This is a genomic window from Luteimicrobium sp. DT211, from assembly GCF_049844995.1.
Lineage (GTDB): Bacteria > Actinomycetota > Actinomycetes > Actinomycetales > Cellulomonadaceae > Luteimicrobium.
Genome location: NZ_JBNCMC010000001.1, coordinates 366392 through 383600, shown reverse-complemented (window position 1 = coordinate 383600; position 17209 = coordinate 366392). Strand labels below are relative to the sequence as shown.

Annotated in this window: 18 protein-coding genes; 15 read left to right on the top strand and 3 right to left on the bottom strand. The window is 73.3% G+C overall.

Annotated elements, in window-relative coordinates; genetic code table 11:
- Positions 1 to 136 precede the first annotated feature (136 nt).
- Complete coding sequence (kdpA, locus tag ACLQ14_RS01780) at positions 137 to 1810, bottom strand: potassium-transporting ATPase subunit KdpA (protein WP_425809247.1); 1674 nt, start codon at positions 1808 to 1810, stop codon at positions 137 to 139.
- A 3-nt stretch (positions 1811 to 1813) separates the two neighbouring features.
- A complete protein-coding gene (gene kdpF / locus ACLQ14_RS01775) occupies positions 1814 to 1906 on the bottom strand; it encodes a K(+)-transporting ATPase subunit F (RefSeq protein WP_425809245.1) in 93 nt (30 codons plus the stop codon).
- 351 nt (positions 1907 to 2257) lie between these two features.
- On the opposite strand from kdpF, the gene ACLQ14_RS01770 reads away from it, so the two are divergent.
- Entirely contained in the window at positions 2258 to 2887 is a 630-nt protein-coding gene (locus tag ACLQ14_RS01770) for an NADPH-dependent F420 reductase (RefSeq protein WP_425809243.1), read from the top strand.
- 37 nt (positions 2888 to 2924) lie between these two features.
- Here the strand turns inward: ACLQ14_RS01770 and ACLQ14_RS01765 are convergent, their stop codons facing one another.
- A complete protein-coding gene (locus tag ACLQ14_RS01765; protein WP_425809241.1) occupies positions 2925 to 4955 on the bottom strand; it encodes an amino acid transporter in 2031 nt (676 codons plus the stop codon).
- Positions 4956 to 5025: 70 nt separating this feature from the next.
- On the opposite strand from ACLQ14_RS01765, the gene ACLQ14_RS01760 reads away from it, so the two are divergent.
- From ACLQ14_RS01760 to ACLQ14_RS01695, 14 genes are all read left to right on the top strand, one after another.
- The gene (locus tag ACLQ14_RS01760) at positions 5026 to 5184 is read left to right on the top strand and encodes a hypothetical protein (protein ID WP_425809239.1); all 159 of its coding nucleotides are present in this window, start codon (positions 5026 to 5028) and stop codon (positions 5182 to 5184) included.
- 203 nt (positions 5185 to 5387) lie between these two features.
- Positions 5388 to 7499 carry a glycosyl hydrolase family 28-related protein gene (locus ACLQ14_RS01755; RefSeq protein ID WP_425809237.1) on the top strand — a complete coding sequence of 704 codons (2112 nt, stop codon included), beginning with the start codon at positions 5388 to 5390 and terminating at the stop codon, positions 7497 to 7499.
- A gap of 96 nt (positions 7500 to 7595) precedes the next feature.
- A complete protein-coding gene (locus tag ACLQ14_RS01750) occupies positions 7596 to 8660 on the top strand; it encodes a ketopantoate reductase family protein (protein WP_425809235.1) in 1065 nt (354 codons plus the stop codon).
- A gap of 80 nt (positions 8661 to 8740) precedes the next feature.
- Positions 8741 to 9355 (top strand): dihydrofolate reductase family protein, encoded by a 615-nt coding sequence (locus tag ACLQ14_RS01745; RefSeq protein WP_425809233.1) that lies wholly within the window; start codon positions 8741 to 8743, stop codon positions 9353 to 9355.
- A gap of 145 nt (positions 9356 to 9500) precedes the next feature.
- Positions 9501 to 10004 (top strand): DinB family protein, encoded by a 504-nt coding sequence (locus ACLQ14_RS01740; protein ID WP_425809231.1) that lies wholly within the window; start codon positions 9501 to 9503, stop codon positions 10002 to 10004.
- Positions 10005 to 10062: 58 nt separating this feature from the next.
- Entirely contained in the window at positions 10063 to 10488 is a 426-nt protein-coding gene (locus tag ACLQ14_RS01735) for a hypothetical protein (protein ID WP_425809229.1), read from the top strand.
- A 109-nt stretch (positions 10489 to 10597) separates the two neighbouring features.
- The gene (locus ACLQ14_RS01730) at positions 10598 to 11431 is read left to right on the top strand and encodes a class I SAM-dependent methyltransferase (protein WP_425809227.1); all 834 of its coding nucleotides are present in this window, start codon (positions 10598 to 10600) and stop codon (positions 11429 to 11431) included.
- Between the two features lie 20 nt (positions 11432 to 11451).
- Positions 11452 to 12036: a dihydrofolate reductase family protein gene (locus ACLQ14_RS01725; RefSeq protein ID WP_425809225.1), complete on the top strand. Its 585-nt coding sequence runs from the start codon at positions 11452 to 11454 to the stop codon at positions 12034 to 12036.
- Positions 12037 to 12342: 306 nt separating this feature from the next.
- Positions 12343 to 12858, top strand: a complete 516-nt coding sequence (locus ACLQ14_RS01720) for an FBP domain-containing protein (protein WP_425809223.1) — start codon at positions 12343 to 12345, stop codon at positions 12856 to 12858.
- Positions 12859 to 12911: 53 nt separating this feature from the next.
- On the top strand, positions 12912 to 13559 hold the full coding sequence (locus ACLQ14_RS01715; RefSeq protein WP_425809221.1) for a hypothetical protein: 648 nt from the start codon (positions 12912 to 12914) through the stop codon (positions 13557 to 13559).
- Positions 13560 to 13625: 66 nt separating this feature from the next.
- Complete coding sequence (locus ACLQ14_RS01710; RefSeq protein WP_425809219.1) at positions 13626 to 14087, top strand: MarR family winged helix-turn-helix transcriptional regulator; 462 nt, start codon at positions 13626 to 13628, stop codon at positions 14085 to 14087.
- On the top strand, positions 14084 to 15517 hold the full coding sequence (locus ACLQ14_RS01705; protein ID WP_425809217.1) for an MFS transporter: 1434 nt from the start codon (positions 14084 to 14086) through the stop codon (positions 15515 to 15517). Before ACLQ14_RS01710 ends, ACLQ14_RS01705 begins: the two co-directional genes overlap by 4 nt.
- Positions 15518 to 15563: 46 nt before the next feature.
- Positions 15564 to 16136, top strand: coding sequence for an isochorismatase family protein (locus ACLQ14_RS01700; protein WP_425809215.1), 573 nt, complete (start codon positions 15564 to 15566; stop codon positions 16134 to 16136).
- Positions 16137 to 16323: 187 nt separating this feature from the next.
- On the top strand, positions 16324 to 17181 hold the full coding sequence (locus tag ACLQ14_RS01695; RefSeq protein ID WP_425809213.1) for an SDR family oxidoreductase: 858 nt from the start codon (positions 16324 to 16326) through the stop codon (positions 17179 to 17181).
- Positions 17182 to 17209: the final 28 nt, after the last annotated feature.

The window sequence follows — 17209 nt, the reverse complement described above, 5'->3', positions numbered from 1 at the left end:
AGGCCGTCGCCTCCGGAGCGGGGGGTGGGGCGGGTCGTGGCGGGTCTGGCGGGAGGCCGAGGAACGAGGCCGGATGGAAGACCCGCCCCGCCCCCCGCGGAGGCGGCGTCGGCCGGGCGAACGACAGAAGACGGGCTCATGACAGAGACTCCACGAGAGGACCGAGGGACAGTGCGGGGACGAAGGTGAGGCCGACGACGACGACCGCGACGGCGCCCACGAGCCCGACGAACAGGGGTTTGTGCGTGGGCAGCGTGCCCGACGACGCGGGGACGGTCGGCTGGGACGCGAGGCGCCCGGCGAGCGCGAGGACGAGGGCGATGGGCACGAACCGGCCGACGAGCATCGCGAGACCGAGGAGCGTGTTGTAGTACGGCGTGCCGGCGGTGAGGCCGCCGAACGCGCTGCCGTTGTTGTTCGCGGCGGACGTGAACGCGTAGAGGACCTCGGACAGCCCGTGCGGGCCGGTGTTGAGCGGCCCGGCGAGCCCGGCGCCGGTGACGACGGAGACGCCGGTCCCGACGAGCACGAGCAGCGGCATGGTGAGCACGTAGAGCGCGACGAGCGTGATCTCCTTCTGGCCGATCTTCTTGCCGAGGTACTCGGGCGTGCGCCCGACCATGAGCCCGGACAGGAAGACGGTCATGATCGCGACGATCAGCATCCCGTAGAGGCCGGAGCCGACGCCGCCGGGGGCGATCTCGCCGAGCATCATGTCGAACATCGCGATCCCGCCGCCGGGGGCGGTGAGCGAGTCGTGGGTGGCGTTGACGGCGCCGGTGGAGGTGAGCGTCGTCGTCGCGGCGAACAGGGCGCTGCCGGCGAGCCCGAAGCGGGTCTCCTTGCCCTCCATCGCGCCGCCCGCGGCGTGGGGCGCGGCGCCGGGGCCGGCGAGCTCGGACCAGGTGAGCAGGCCGACGGCGGCGACGAAGAGCGCCGCCATCGCGCCGAGGATGGCCCAGCCCTGGCGGCGGTCGCCGACCATCAGGCCGAACGTGCGGGGCAACGAGAACGGGATGACGAGCGTGAGGAAGATCGCGAGGAGGTTGGTCCACGGCGTCGGGTTCTCGAAGGGGTGCGCCGAGTTGGCGTTGAAGAAGCCGCCGCCGTTGGTGCCGAGCTGCTTGATGGCCTCCTGCGAGGCGACGGGTCCGCCGAGGACGTCCTGGCTGCCGCCCGTGACCGTCGTGATCGCCTCGTGGGGGAGGAAGTTCTGGATCACGCCGGCTGCGAGGAGCAGCACGGCCGCGACGAACGCGATGGGCAGCACGATGCGCACGACGGCGCGCACGAGGTCCGACCAGAAGTTGCCGACGCGGCCGTCGGTGAGCGAGCGGGAGAACCCGCGCACGAGCGCGATCGCGACCGCGAGGCCGACCGCCGCGGACACGAAGTTCTGGACCGCGAGCCCGGCCATCTGGAACAGGTGCCCGGCGGCCTGCTCGCCGGAATACCACTGCCAGTTGGTGTTCGTCACGAACGAGACGGCGGTGTTCCAAGCGCCGGCGGGGTCGAGGCCGCTGAAGCCGAGGTTCAGGGGCAGGTGCGCCTGCAGCCGACCGAGCGCGTAGAGGAACAGGACCGACGCGGCCGAGAAGCCGAGGAGCGACATGAGGTAGCCGCGCCAGGTCTGCTCGGCGTCGGGGTCGACGCGGACCGCCCGGTAGGCGACGGACTCGACCCGCAGGTGGCGCGGGCTCGTGAAGACGCGCGCCATGTACGCACCGAAGGGCAGGTGCACGGCCGCGAGCAGGAGGATCAGGACGCCGACCTGCCCGACGGCGAACCACGCCTGGGTGGAGACGGACACGGGTCACCCGACCTTGTCGCTGCGCAGGAGCGCGACGAACAGGTAGACGGTCAGGGCGGCGGCGACGGCCAGGCCGACCCAGTCTTCCGCTCTCATCGCCCCTCCCCTCGGCCGATGCCGCGGCGTGCCACCACGGCCACGGCGGCGAAGAACGCCACCGTGATCAGGACGTAGACGAGGTCGGCCATCAGCCGCGCACCTCTTCCGGACGGTTCGTCGCCCGACGACGCCGGGCGGCCCCGCGAGTGCCGGGGCAGTTCCGTTCTAGGCGCGCGGGAGGGCGGGATCGGCTGTCTTGACGGAACGTTGACGGCGGCGTCGGGGATCTTGACGCCCCGGGTACGCCGACGGCGACGCTCCGTGCGGCCGACCGGGGTGCGCCGCCCGACGCGCGGACGCACGCTGGGAGCGGCAGGCACCACCGAAGCGGAACGCAGGAGGATCGTCGTGACGAGTGTGAGCATCATCGGGGCGGGCGGGATGGCGCGCGCCGTCGGCGGCGTCGCGAGAGCCGCGGGCGCGGAGCTCCAGGTCGTGAGCCGAGACCCCACGGAGGCCCGGACGGTGACGACGGAGCTCGGCACCGGCACCCCGGGCACCCTGGGCGACCCGCTCACCGGGGAGATCGTCGTCCTCGCGCTGCCGTTCCGGGCGGCGACGGAGATCGCGGCTCAGCAGGCCGACGCGCTCGCGGGGCGGGTCGTCGTCGACCTCACCAACCCGGTCGACTTCGCGACCTTCGACTCGCTCGTCGTGCCGGCTGACGCGTCGGCCGCGGCGGCGATCGCCGAGGCGGCTCCGCAGGCCCGGGTCGTCAAGGCGTTCAACACGACGTTCGCGGGCGCGCTCGCACGCGGCACCCTCGCGGGCGCACCGTTGACGGTGCTCGTCGCCGGCGACGACGACGACGCACGGCAGGCCGTCGTCGACCTCGCGAACGCGGCAGGGCTGCGCGGGGTCGACGCGGGCAGCCTCAAGCGCGCCCGAGAGCTCGAGGCGCTCGGCTTCCTCCAGATGACCCTGGCGTCGTCGGGCGCGACGACGTGGGACGGCGGGTTCACGCTCGTCGCCCCCTGACGATCCCCTCGCGAGCGATGTCGGCGCCCGAGCGCCGTCAGCCCACGTGGACGACCGGACGCGTCCGGGGGTCGGGGTCGGCGGAGCGCAGGATCTCGCGGGTGATGGGCCCGACCTCGCCGGTGCCGAAGAGGAGGTAGCGCGCCATCCGGCTCACGGGGTTCCCCTCTTCCCAGTCGACGTAGATCTCGGGCGGCACGTGGGTCCGGTCCCGCACGGCGAGGGCGACGGACGCGATGGTCCCGGCGACGTTGGAGCTGGCGACGGTGAGCGTCGGGAAGCCGTAGCGGTACTCGCCGTGCACCTCGAGCCGCTCCTCGAACTCGGACGAGTCGAGGACGGTGACCTCGAGGAAGACGAGGGGGACGTCGTCGGGCACGCGGCGCAGGCGCCGGACCTCGGACGCCTTGGCGGTGTACTCGGCGCGGCCGACGCGGAACGAGGGCCGGCCGCGCCGGGCGAGCGCGGCCTCGCGCGCCTTGGGCGTGAGGGGGATGTCCTCGTCGGCGCCCGGGGGCTCGTGGGCGACGAGCTGGACGGCCTCGCCGTCGTCGGTGTCGGCAAGGATCCGGAGGGCGACGTCGTCAAGGTCGACACCCGCGTCGCGGACGCGGAACGACCGCCCGATCCGGGACACCGCTGACAGCACGACGATCGCGAGCACGAACACGAGGCCGATGCGGAGGCCGTCGGGCCGCTCGGCGACGTTTGCGACGGTCGTGTACACGAACACGGCGGCGACGAGCCCGAACATGATGGTCGCGCGCCGCTCGCCTGCCCGCCGGGCGGAGACGGTGCAGGCGACGGCCGCGGACGTGATGAGCACGAGCACGCCCGTCGCGTACGCGCCGCCCTGCGCGTCGACGCTCGCCCGGAAGATGAGCGTGATGACGACGGCGGCGAACAGGAACACCAGGACGAGCGGCCGGCGCGCGCGGGTCCACTCGGGCGCCATGCCGTAGCGCGGCAGGTAGCGCGGCACGAGGTTGAGCAGCCCCGCCATCGCGGACGCCCCCGCGAACCACAGGATGAGGATCGTGACGACGTCGTAGACGGACCCGAAGCCCGAGCCGAGGTACTCGTGCGCCACGAACGCGAGCGCGCGGCCGTTGGCCGGGCCGCCGGGCTCGAAGTCGTCGGCCGGGACGAGCACGGTCGTGACGAACGAGCTGAGCACGAGCATCGCGCTCATGATCACCGCGGACGTCGTGAGGAGCTTCTTGGCGCCGCGGATCCGCCCGACGGGCTTGGCCTCGGTGTCGCCGGGTGCCCCCTGGATCTCGGGCATGACCGCCACACCGGTCTCGAACCCGGACAGGCCGAGCGCCAGCTTGGGGAAGACGACGAGCGAGACGAGCACGATCGCGACGGGGTCGGGGTGCTCGACATGGAGCAGGTTCCGCCAGTCGGTGACGAGGCTGGGTGCGGTCGCCACGTGCCACAGCGCGTCGCCGACGACGACGACGTTGAGCAGCAGGTAGGCGCCCACGAGCGGCACGGCGATCGTGATCGCCTCGCGGAACCCCTTGAGGAACACGGCCGCGAGCAGCGCGAGGAGCAGCAGCGTGATCGCCATGTGCTGGCCGCGCAGGGCCTCGGGCATGAGCGGGTTCTCGACGGCGTGGGCGGCGGCGTCGGCGGCCGAGAGCGTCATGGTGATGATGAAGTCGGTGGCCGCGAACCCGAGCAGCACGAGGACGAACACCTTGCCCGCCCACCACGGCAGGAGGTGCTCGAGGATCGCGATCGACCCCTCGCCGTGGGGCGAGTCGCGGGCGACGCGGCGGTAGACCGGCAGCGCGCCGCCGAGCGTCAGGGCGACGAGGACGAGCGTCGCGACCGGTGCGACGGCCCCGGCCGCGAGCGCCGCGATGCCGGGCTGGTAGCCGAGGGTCGAGAAGTAGTCGACGCCGGACAGGCACATGACCTGCCACCAGCGGTGACGCCGGCCGCCCGCCTCGGGCACGCCGTGGGGGCCCTGCTCGCGGGCGGGGCGGCGCTCGTAGCCGGAGAGCAGGAACCTGCGCACCCGGCCGGGCGTGGTTGCGGTCGACACACCGGAAATCATCCGGCACGGGGGCGGGGGCGGCGAACGTGCCTCCGGGCACCGGACTCGAGTCCGAGACAGGATGGTCGACATGAGGGCCAGCGTGAACGTGCCGGTGATCGATCCGTCACGCCTCGAGGCGGCGTATCTCGAGGCGGACGACGAGTGGTACGGCACCCCCGACGCCGGGCTGTGGGACATTGCCGCGGGCGATGGACTCGAGACGATCGACCGACTCAGCGAGCCGTGAACGACGACTCCGAACACGCGGGGGCGCCACCGCCGTCCGTCATGTAGCGACGCAGAATTGCGCAAGAACCTCACAATCAGGTGACAGTTCCTTGCCGATGCCTTGTGGTGTTCCTGCGTGCGGACCTACGCTCGGCTCAGCCCGCGACGATGCGGCTGCGGCCCGCGCGGCCGCCGGCTCCACCGAGAGAAGACGAGTCGACGATGACACGACAGCTCCGACCTGATCAGCGGGGGCGCCTGAGGCGCCCCACCGCGGCCCGCGCCGTCGCGACCACCGCAGCACTGGCGGCGGCGCTCGGCCTCGTGGCCACCACCGGCGGCGCCGCGCTCGCCCACGGCACGCCCCAGCCGCCCGCTCCCACGAAGGTCACGACGGCGGGCATCGACCCGTCGCTCACCGCCGGGCGCGGCGCGTCCCTCGGCATCACCGAGTACGAGGCGGAGAACGCCGCCACGAACGGCACGGTCATCGGCCCGGGCCGGGACGCGTACACGCTCCCGGCCGAGGCGTCCGGGCGGTCGGCGGTCAGCCTCGACCGCGGGCAGTACGTCGACTTCACGCTCGCGAGCGCGACGAACGCGATCACGGTCCGCTACTCGATCCCGGACGCCCCGCAGGGCGGCGGGATCACCTCGCCGCTGACGGTGACGTCGTCGGGCCAGGAGGCGGGGGCCCTGACCAAGACCGTCACCCTGACCTCGCAGTACGCCTGGCTCTACAACGCGTACCCGTTCAGCAACGACCCGACGCTCACCACCTCCATCCAGCCCGACTGGTGGACGGCGGAGTGTGGTTGCTCCCCCGGCACGACGACGACGTTCCCGGCCCCGTTCCGACCGAACCACTTCTACGACGAGCAGCGCGTGCTCCTGGGCCGGACCCTGCCGGCGGGGACGACGCTCCGACTGGCCGTCCCGAAGAACGCCACGGCCTCCACGACCACGATCGACGTCCTGGACACGCAGAAGGTCGCGGGCCCCAAGGTCGACCTCGTGGCCGCGAACGTCCTGCTGTTCGGCGCCGACCCGACGGGCCGCCGCGACTCGGCTCCGGCGCTCGACAAGGCCGTCGCGTTCGCGAAGAAGCACCACCTGAAGGTCTACGTACCCGCGGGGACGTACCAGGTGAACCGGCACGTCGTCGTCGACGACGTCACGATCGAGGGCGCCGGCTCCTGGTACACGATCTTCAAGGGCCACCAGGTCACGCTCGACCAGCCGGCCGCGGACGGCTCCGTCCACACCGGCGTCGGCTTCTACGGGAAGTCGGCGGCCGACGGCGGCTCGACGGACGTGCACCTGTCCGGGTTCGCGATCGAGGGAGACGTGCGCGAGCGCATCGACACCGACCAGGTCAACGGCATCGGCGGGGCGTTCAGCGACTCCACGATCGACGGCCTGTACATCCACCACACGAAGGTCGGGATCTGGGTCGACGGCCCTATGTCGAACCTGAGGATCACGAACAACGTCATCGCCGACCAGATCGCCGACGGCGTGAACTTCCACACGGGCGTGACGGGCTCGCTCGTCAGGAACAACGTGCTGCGCAACACGGGCGACGACGCGCTGGCCATGTGGTCCGACGGCACCGAGGACGCGAACGACACGTTCGACCACAACACCGTCCAGACGCCGGTCCTGGCGAACGGCATCGCGCTCTACGGGGGCCGCGACCTCACGGTCTCGAACAACCTCGTCTCCGACCCGATCCGCGAGGGCTCCGCGATCCAGCTCGGCTCCCGGTTCGGCGCGACGGCGTTCGCGGGGAAGGTCGCGATCACGGACAACACGACCGTCCGCGGCGGGCCGCTCGAGCTCAACTGGAACTTCGGGCTCGGCGCGCTGTGGATCTACGCGCTCGAGAAGAGCATCGACGCCGACATCGAGATCACCGGCGACCACTTCCTCGACAACACGTACGCCGCGCTCATGGTGGTCTCCGACTACGGCGTCAAGGACCAGGTCTCCGTCCCGAACGTCCACATCAAGGACGTCCGCGTCGACGGCGCCGGGACGGACGTGCTGATCGCCCGCGCCGCCGGCCACGCCACGATCCAGAACACCGACGTGCGCAACATCGGCTGGTGGGGCGTGAACAACTGCGGGTCGTTCAACTTCACGGCCGCGGGCTCCGAGTTCACGATCGACGACCTCGGTGGCAACGACGGGATCGACAACAACGCGGAGTACCACCCCGGCACCAACTGGCTGGCCCCGTACACGCCGAACGCGATCACCTGCAACGACCGCCCCACGGTCGTGGCGCCGCCCGCGCCCTCGACGTGGGTGCAGCCCTCGCACGGGCTGTGACCCGCTGACCCGGCGTGGGGGGGGGGGGGGGGGGGGGGGCGCCCCCCCCCCCCCCCCCCCCCCCCCCCGCCGCTCATCGCGTGGCAGGGTAGCGGAGTGCGCTACGTGATCATCGGGGCGGGCGCGATCGGCGGGACCCTCGCCACGCGCCTCGCCCAGCATTCGCCCGCCCACCCGCCCCTGCTCGTCGCGCGCGGCGCGACGGCGGACACGATCGAGCGGGCCGGGTACCGCCTGCGGTCCCCCGACGACGACGTCAGGGTCCGCGTCGAGGTCACCCGCACACCCGCCGATGCCCGCTTGCGCGCCGACGACGTGCTCGTCCTGGCCACCAAGACGCACCAGGCGCCGGCCGCCCTGCAGACGTGGGTCGACGCGCCCGTCCTCCCGGCCGACGCCGATCCCGCCGACCCTGACACGGAACCGGTCGGCACCGCGGGCGAGCTCCTGCCCGTGGTCTCCCTGACCAACGGGGTCGCCGCCGAGCGCATGGCGCTCCGCCTGTTCCGGCGCGTGCTCGGGGCGTGCGTGTGGCTGCCCGCCACCCACCTCGTCGCCGGCGAGACGGCTGTACGCATCGCCCCGCAGTCCGGGACGTTCATCGTCGGCACCTACCCGCCGGGCCCTCCGTCCGACGACGTCGCCCCGGCCCTCGACGCGATCGCCCGGGACTGGGGTGCGTCGACCTTCGGGATCCACGTCGTCGACGACGTCCTGCGGTGGAAGCACCGCAAGCTCCTGCAGAACCTCGCCAACGCCCTGCAGGCGCTGCTGGGACCGGACGGCGCGATCGGCCCGATCGGGCCCCTCACCCGGCGGCTGGTCGCGGAGGCCGAGGACGTGTATCGCGCGTCGGGCATCACGTGGGCGACCGACGCGGAGGAGGACGCCTGGCGCGGGAACGTGTTCGACGTCCGGCCCGTGCCCGGGATGCCGGACGTCGTCGGCGGCTCGTCGTGGCAGTCGGTGGCGCGCGGCGACGGCTCGATCGAGACCGACTACCTCAACGGGGAGATCGTCCTCCTGGCCCGGCTCGCGGGACTCGACGCGCCGCTCAACGCGACGGTCCAGCGGCTCGCTCGCCAGGCCGCCGTGGCCCGCCGCCCGCCTGGCTCGACGACGGTCGACGAGCTCGCCGGCGCCCTCGACCTCGCGAGGTAGACGGGCCGCCCGCACACCTCGCGATGAGTTTCCGGGGCTGCGCGGGTCACTCCAGGCACGACGACGGAAGGGTGGAGCACATGGGAACGGTCACGTGCGGGATGGCGGTGTCGCTCGACGGGTACGCGGCGGGCCCGGACCAGAGCCTCGAGAGCCCGATCGGCGTGGACGGCGTCGAGAAGCTGATGAAGCCGTGGATGTTCGACGAGGCCGGGCAGCATGACGCGGAGATCGCATCGCTCACCGACGCCGGCGCGTACGTGATGGGCCGGAACATGTACGGCCCGGTCCGCGGCGGCTGGGAGGACGACGACCGGTTCCGCGACTGGCGCGGCTGGTGGGGCGACGAACCGCCGTACCACGCGCCGGTGTTCGTGCTCACCCACCACCCCCACGACAGCATCGAGATGGAGGGCGGCACGACGTTCCACTTCGTCACCGACGGCGTGGAGGCCGCGCTGGCCCGCGCGCAGGAGGTGGCCGGGGAACGCCCCGTCGAGGTGTCGGGCGGGGCGTCGACGGTCAACCAGGCCCTCGCGGCCGGGCTGATCGACGAGCTGGCGCTGCACGTCGTGCCGCGGACGCTGGGCGCGGGCGAGCGGCTCTTCGAGGGCGTCGAGCCGCTCGAGCTCCAGCTCCTCGACTCCCGCGTGACGCCGTCGGTCACCCACCTGCGCTACCGCGTGCTGCGCTGAGCCGCCCGCCGATCCCCGCCCGCGGCCGGCCACCCGGCCGTGAGATACCGAGTTCCGGCCGAGATACCGATGCAGCCTCGGTATCTCGGCCGTCTCTCGGTATCTCGGCGCGACCTGGGGCGGGCGCGGGTCTAGCGTCTGTCGCGTGACGTCCAAGCGTCCTGCACTCGACGAGCCGGAGCCGTTCGCGGACGATCGCGAGCTCCTCCTGGGCTGGCTCGCGTTCCACCGCGACGCGCTCTCGCGCAGCTGCGCCGACCTCACGCCCGAGCAGCTCGTCGAGCGGTCCGTGCCGCCGTCGGACCTGTCGCTGCTGGGGCTCGTGCGGCATCTCACCGAGATGGAGCACTGGTACCTCGAGGGCACGCTCGGCCCCGCGCCGGTCGAGCCGCTCTACTGTCCCGACGACGACCCTGACGGCGACATCCTCGGTCTCGACGTCTCGATGGTCGAGCCGTCGTTCGCGCGCTGGCGCGCGAAGCAGGACACCGTCGACACGCTGCTCGCGCAGCAGAGCCTCGACGACCTGACCCGGTCCAGGAGCCGGACCGTTCGGTGGTGCGTCGTCAAGGTGGTCGAGGAGTACGCCCGCCACAACGGGCACGCCGACCTGCTGCGCGAACGGATCGACGGGGTCGTCGGCGAGTAGGCCGGCTTCCGCCGCGGTCTGACGCGCACGCGGCCGCCCGCCGCGCGACGATGAGGCCATGGCAGTCCACTCGTCCCGCTGGTCCCTGTGGTCGCGCGACAGCGTGCTCTCGATCGCCTCGAACGGCTCGGTCCTGTCGATCGGGTCGGTCGGCTCGTTCGCGTCGTTCGCCTCGGTGGGCTCGTTCGCGTCGTCGTCGTCGATCGGCTCCGCGATGTCCTGGCTGTCGATCGGCTCGTTCCAGTCGGCCGCGTCCGTGCTCTCGGGGCAGTCGAACGGGTCCGTCCTGTCGTGGCAGTCGAACCACGCCGTCCGGGGCTCCCGCGCTGACGGGCCGTTGCGCGGTCCGGCCGGCGTCGTCGTCGGCGTGGGGATCGGGATCGTGGTCGCCGCCACCCTCGCCGCCACGCTCGTGCCGGCGCTCCGGCACGGGGCCGCACGCACCCCGCGCCGCTTCGCGCCCGACGCCGGCACGCCCGGGTAGCGAGCGCCCGTTGCGCCCGGTTGGCGACACCGTGCCCCGGGCACCACTGCTGGACGGCACGGGACAGCGGCGGTAGAACGCAAGGAGCGGCAGGCACCGGGAGGTCCTCATGGCCGACGACGACGCGGGCCGGCTCTTCGCGGGCGGGGTCCCCGCGGCGTACCAGGAGCTGCTGGTGCCGCTCCTCTTCGAGGACTACGCGGACGACCTGGTCGCGCGGGCCGTGGGTCGGCACCCGTCCGCGGTCCTGGAGCTCGCGGCCGGCACCGGAGTGGTGACGCGGCGCCTGGCCGCCGCACTCCCGGCCGGCACCACGATCGTCGCGACCGACCTGAACCCCGGCATGATCGACGTCGCACGCGGCACCCGGCTCGAGCGCCCGCCGGGTGCGCCCGAGGTCGAGTGGAAGGTGGCCGACGCGCAGCACCTGCCGTTCGCCGACGCGTCGTTCGACCTGCTGGTGTGCCAGTTCGGCGTGATGTTCTTCCCCGACCGGGCCGCCGCGCACGCGGAGGCCCGCCGGGTGCTGCGGCCCGGCGGGGCGTACCTGCTAAGCGCGTGGGGCCCGGTCGCAGCGAACGCCGTGGCAGCGGCGGTCGACGACGCGTACCGGGAGGTCCTGCCGGACGCCCCGCCGAGCGTGATCACCGAGGTCGCGTACGGCTACGACGACGCGGACCGCATCCGGCGGGACCTCGCGGCGGGCGGGCTGACGGTCGACGCGGTCGACGCCGTGCAGTTCGACAGCCGGGCGGACTCGCCCGGGTCCGCGGCGCTCGCGATCCCCCGCGGGTCGCCGCTGCGCGCCCAGCTCGAGTCGTACGACCCGGGCCAGCGGGCCGCGATCGAGGCGCGGGCGGCAGCGCTCCTGGAGGAGCGGTTCGGGCCGGGTCCGCTCCGCGCGCCGATGAGCGCGCTCGTCGCCACCGCCACCCGACCCTGAGCCGGAAGGATCCACCGGTCATGGCACGCCTGCGCTACCTCATGCTCACGTCCCTCGACGGCTACGCGGTCGACGCGGACGGCGGCTTCGGGTGGGCGATGCCCGACGAGGAGGTCCATGCCGCCGTGAACGACACGAGCCGTGACGTCGGGACGTTCCTGTACGGGCGGCGCATGTACGAGGTGATGACGGCCTGGCAGACGATCGCCCCGGACCATCCCGCGGCCGGCGAGCCCGAGGAGGAATCGGCCGCCGTCCGCGACTTCGCCCGGCTGTGGCGGGCCGCCGACAAGCTCGTGTACTCCTCCACGCTCGACGACGTGGCGACGCCCCGCACCGACCTCGTCGAGCGCTTCGATCCGGACGAGGTCCGGGCGCTCGTCGCGGCGTCGGACCGGGACGTCGCGGTGAGCGGCCCGGCGCTCGCGGCCGCCGCGTTCGCCGCGGGGCTGGTCGACGCGGTTCAGCTGCTCGTGTTCCCGGTGAGCGTCGGCGGCGGGCTGCCCGCGCTGCCCCGCGGGCTCCGCGTCGACCTGCAACTCACCGGCGTCCGGCGGTTCGGGTCGGGGGTCGTGCAGCTCGACCACGAGGTCGCCCGGGGGTGACCGGCGGTCGCCCGGTCCGGAGAACGGGGCCACGGCCCGCGCCGTCCTGAGGCACACTGGACGGACCGGTCGCGCCGCGACCGAGGCACGTCGACGGACGAGGAGCGAGCGGATGCACAGCGTCACCGCAGGTTGCGGGGTGGCCGGGACGGCCTGCTCGGGCACGCGCTCCGGCCGCCCGCAGCGCTGATCGTCGACCCTTCGCGGTCGTCGGGGCGTGACGCGGGCCGCATCGTCGTCCCCTCCTGCTCCCGCGTCGGCGTCGCGCCGTCCGCGGTGAGCGCCGTCGACCGGAAAGCCACTGCCATGCACCCCTTGACCGAGAAGCAGATCCGCGCGTCGTTCGTGAACGCGTCGCGCCGCGAGGCCGCCCAGGCCGCGCTCCCCGTCCTGTCCGAGCTGGACTGGGACCGCCTCGACTACCTGGGCTGGCGCGACCGCAAGGCGCCCCTCCTCGCGTACGCGGTCGTCCCGGGCACCGCGCCCGACGACGGCCCCACCGGCGTGCTGCTGCGCGCCACCGACCCGGCGGGCCGGGTCCGGCGCACCGGTGTGTGCGCCTGGTGCGAGGACGTCGTCAACACCGAGGACATCTCGCTCTACGTCGCGCGCCGGGCCGGGGCGCCGGGGCGTCGCGGCGACACCGTCGGGACGCTCGTGTGCACGGAGTTCGCGTGCTCGCGGAACGTCCGCCGCCGCCCGACGCTGGCCGAGACGGGTCGCGACGACCCCGACCTCCGCGCCGCGGTGATCGAGCGACGCATCGAGGGTCTGCGCGAACGCTCGGCTCGGTTCGTCGCCGAGGTGCTGCGGGAGGTCTGAGCGCCGTAGCGCTCGTCGCGCGGTCGGCGGTTCTCGTCGATATCGTCCGTCACGTGACGAACACGACGGGGACCGCCGACACCGACCGCTGGCCGCACGTCCGCGAGACGATCACGGTGGTGGTGCTGTCGCTGACGGCGATCCTGACGGCCTGGAGCGGGTTCGAGGCGAGCAAGTGGGGCGGCGCGATGTCGATCGCGTTCTCGCAGGCGTCGTCGGCGCGCATCGAGGCGTCCCGGGACGCGGCCGAGGCGAGCGCGGCCAAGCAGATCGACCTCTCCGCGTTCACGCTGTACGTCCAGGCCGTGGCGCAGCACGACACGGCGCTCGAGAAGTTCGCCGAGGAGCGCTTCCCGGACCGCTTCAAGCCCGCGTTCGAGGAGTGGCTCGCCGCGAAGCCGCTCAAGAACCCCGCCGCCCCGAAGACGCCGTTCGAGCTCGACTCGTACGTGCCGCCGGGTCAGAAGGAGGCCGCGGCCGCCGACGCGCGCGCCGATGCGCTGTTCCAGACGGCGCTGCGCAACAACCAGCGCGGCGACAACTACACGATCCTGACGGTGCTGTTCGCGCTCGTGCTGTTCTTCGCGGCGTTCTCGGGCCGGTTCGCTGCGGTCCGCGCGCAGTGGGCGATGCTCGGCGGCGCGCTGGTGCTGCTGACCGTCGGGATCGTGTTCCTCGCGTCGTTCCCGAAGCACGTGTGACGGCCACTCGGCACGATCGACAGGGTTAACTGGACAGTCTTACCTGTCGAGTTCTAGTCTGGGGGCATGCCCCAGCAGACCGACGCGCCCGAGCGCCCCGAGAACGACCCGGCCGCGCGCACCGCGCGCGAGCTGCGCGCCGTCGTCGGGCAGCTCCGGCGGCGCCTGCTGGAGATGTCCGAGAACCACGAGCTCACTCCCTCGCAGACCGCGCTGCTCAGCCGGCTCGGCAAGCACGGGCCCGCCACGGCGAGCGCCCTGGCGGCCGCCGAGCGAGTCCGGCCCCAGTCGGTCGCCGCGACGCTCGGCGTCCTCGAGGAGCGCGCGTACGTCGTGCGCACCCCGGACCCCGACGACGGCCGTCGCCAGCTCGTCACGCTGACCCCCGCCGGCAAGGAGGTCTTCGAGGGAAGCCGTCAGGCCCGCCAGGAGTGGCTCGCGAAGGCCCTCTCCGAGCGCCTCGACGCCGACGAGCTGCGCACCCTCACCGACGCCATCGCCCTGATGGAGAGACTGACCCAGCCGTGACCTCCCTGCTCCACCGCTCCCCCCACGTGCACCAGGCGCCGCCCGACCGTTTCGACCGGCGGCTCGTCACGCCGATGATCCTGGGGTCGATCCTCAACCCCATCAACTCGTCGATGCTGGCGGTCGCGCTCGTGCCGATCGCCACCGCGTTCGGCGTGGCCTCGTCGCAGACGGCGTGGCTCGTGACCGCGCTCTACCTCGCGACCGCCGTCGGGCAGCCCGTGGTCGGCCGGCTGATCGACATGTTCGGCCCGCGGACGCTCTTCCTCGTCGGGACGGGGCTCGTCGGCGTCGCGGGCGTCCTCGGCGCCGTCGCGCCGAACCTCGGCGTGCTTATCCTCGCCCGCGTGCTGCTCGGCTTCGGGACCTGTGCCGGCTACCCGGCGTCGATGTACCTCATCCGCTCCGAGTCGCGGCGCACCGGCGACCCGAGCCCCAGCGGCATCCTGTCCGCGCTGACCATCTCGAACCAGGTCATCGCCGTGATCGGCCCGACGCTCGGCGGGTTCCTGGTCTCCAGCGCCGGGTGGCGGTCGGTGTTCACCGTGAACATCCCGCTGTCGGCGGCGTGCCTCGTCCTCGGCGCCCTCTGGCTGCCGCGCGGCCTCGGGTCCGCCGACGACGACGCCCCGGCGGGCGTGGGAGCCCGCCGCCCCGGGGGCATCGACCTGGCGGGGATGGTGCTGTTCTCGGGGGCGCTCGTCGCGCTCATGCTCTTCGTGATGGCCCCGCACGCCTCGGACGCGTGGCTGCTCGGCCTGGCCGCCGTCGTCGGCGCCGCGTTCGCGTGGCGCGAGCTGCGGGCGGTCGTGCCGTTCGTCGACCTGCGGGTGCTCGGCGGCAACGTCCCGCAGCTCGCCACGTACGCCCGGCAGTTCCTCGCCGCGACCGTCCAGTACTCGCTCCTGTACGGGTTCACGCAGTGGCTCGAGGCCGGCCGCGGGCTCAGCGCCTCCGGAGCCGGGCTGCTCCTGATGCCGATGTTCGCCTCCGCGATCGTGGTCACTGCGATCACCGGACGCCGGGCCGCCGTGCGCGGCAAGCTCGTCGCCGGCGGGATCTTCCAGGTCCTCGTGTGCGCCGGGCTGCTCCTCGTCGACGGCGACACCGCGATCTGGTTCCTCGTCGCGATCGGGCTCGTCTTCGGGCTGCCGCAAGGTCTCAACGGCCTCGCCAACCAGAACGCCCTGTATCACCAGGCCGACCCGGCCCGGATGGCGTCCGCCGCGGGCCTGCTCCGGACGTTCGCCTACGTCGGGGCGCTCGCCTCCTCGGCCGCGACCGCCGCGTTCTTCGGCGACCGCGCCACCACCGGCGGTCTGCACGACCTCGCCTGGTTCACCCTCGGGTGCGGCGTCGTCTTCCTCGCGCTCACGCTCGTCGACCGGTCGCTGGCCCGCATCGGGCGCACGGCCACCTCGGCGTCCTGAACTTCCCCTTCCCCTGTCACACCGCACCATCACGAAAGGCACCACCGTGTCCCTGAGCACCATCGACCCGAAGTCCGCGCTCGTCGTCATCGACCTGCAGAACGGCATCGCCTCGATGCCCACCCAGCCGCACGCCGCGGACGACGTGATCGAGCGCACCGTCCGCCTCGCCGAGGCCTTCCGCGCCCGCGACCTCCCCGTCGTCCTGGTGCGCGTCAGCTTCTCCGGGCCCGACGCCGTCCCCGGCCGGACCGAGGCGGCCCGCGACGCCGGCCCCGGCGCACCCCGCCCCGAGGGCTGGGACCAGATCGTCGACGTACTCGCACCCCTGGGCGACGCGCTCGTGACCAAGCACAACTGGGGCGCGTTCCACGGGACCGACCTCGACGTGCAGCTCCGGCGCCGCGGCGTCACCCAGGTGGTCCTCACCGGCATCGCCACCAGCATCGGCGTCGAGTCGACGGCCCGCGCCGCCCACGAGCACGGCTACCACGTCGCGGTCGTGACCGACGCCGTCGCCGACCGGTCGGCCGAGGTCCACGACCACAGCGTGGCGCAGATCTTCCCGCGCCTCGGCGAGACCGGGACCACGGACGAGGTCCTCGCGCTGCTGTCCTGACCTCCTGTCCTCTTGACCTCCTGACCGACCCCTGCCCTTCCCGCCGAAGTACCCCTCCGCGCGGGGTACTTCGGCGAAGTACCCCGCGCGGAGGGGTACTTCGCGGGAAGGGAGGCGGCGGCGGGCGGGTTGTCGCAGGCGAACGCGCGGCGGCACCGCACGCGCACCGTCCACCGAGAGGAACGTCATGTCGATCGTCGTCACCGGAGCCACCGGACACCTGGGCCGGCTCGCCGTCGAGGGGCTCGTCGCCGCGGGCACCGACCCGTCCGCCGTCGTCGCCGCCGGGCGCAACCCCGAGCGGCTGGCGACCCTCGCTGCCGAGCACGGGGTGCGCACCGCCGTCATCGACTACGCCGACCCGGCCAGCCTGGAGACGGCGTTCGCCGGCGCCGACGTGCTGCTGTTCGTCTCCGGCAGCGAGGTCGGGCAGCGCGTCGCCCAGCACACGGCGGTGGTCGACGCCGCCGTGGCCGCCGGCGTCGGGCGCGTCGTCTACACGAGCGCCCCGCACGCCGACACGAGCGGGCTCGTCGTGAACCCCGAGCACAAGGCCACCGAGGAGGCGCTGCGCGCGTCCGGCCTCACGTGGACCTTCCTCCGCAACAACTGGTACACGGAGAACTACGCGGGCACGCTCGCGCAGGCGCGTCAGACCGGCGAGGTCGTGACCAGCACCGGCGACGGGCGGGTCGCGAGCGCGAGCCGCGCGGACTACGCGGCCGGGGCGGTCGCCGTCGTGCTCGGTGAGGGGCACGAGAACACGGTCTACGAGCTCTCCGGCGACGTCGCATGGACGTTCGATGACTTCGCCGTGGCGGCGGCCGAGGTGCTCGGGGCCCCGGTCACCCATCGGAGCGTCACGGCCGACGAGCAGCGCGAGCTGCTGCTCGGCGCGGGACTCGACGAGGGGACCGTGGGCTTCGTCGTCACGCTGGACCAGGACATCGCGCGCGGCGACCTCGGCGACGCGACCGACGACCTGCGCACCCTGATCGGCCGCCCGACGACGCCGCTCGCCGACGGCCTCCGCGCCCTGCTCTGACCCCCGCCGGGCCGGCCCGATCGCCCGT